Source organism: Sphingobium sp. (assembly GCF_041987595.1).
Classification (GTDB): Bacteria; Pseudomonadota; Alphaproteobacteria; order Sphingomonadales; family Sphingomonadaceae; genus Sphingobium.
In genome coordinates, this window is record NZ_JBHIWJ010000224.1 from 395 (window position 1) to 632 (window position 238).

The window sequence follows — 238 nt, forward strand, 5'->3', positions numbered from 1 at the left end:
TGAAGCTCAGCGCCGAGGTACGGCCACCGAAATAGTCATAGGTGCCGGCAGCGAGCTGGGTCGTGCCGCTGTTCGGCGTCTGGCCGGTGTTACGGTAGCCATCGACGGTCGCCGAACGATAGCCGACTTCGGTTTCGAGGCGGAACGCGCCGAAATCGTAGCCGATGACGCCATCGACGTCATAGCCGTAATCGTGGTCGACGGTGCCGGTGCCCGACCGCGAGGCGGCCGTACCGGT

The 238-nt window shown here is 65.1% G+C and carries 1 pseudogene; it reads right to left on the reverse strand.

Annotated elements, in window-relative coordinates:
• Positions 1–238: pseudogene (locus tag ACFC3J_RS22870) on the reverse strand (flagellar motor protein MotB); the annotation flags it as partial.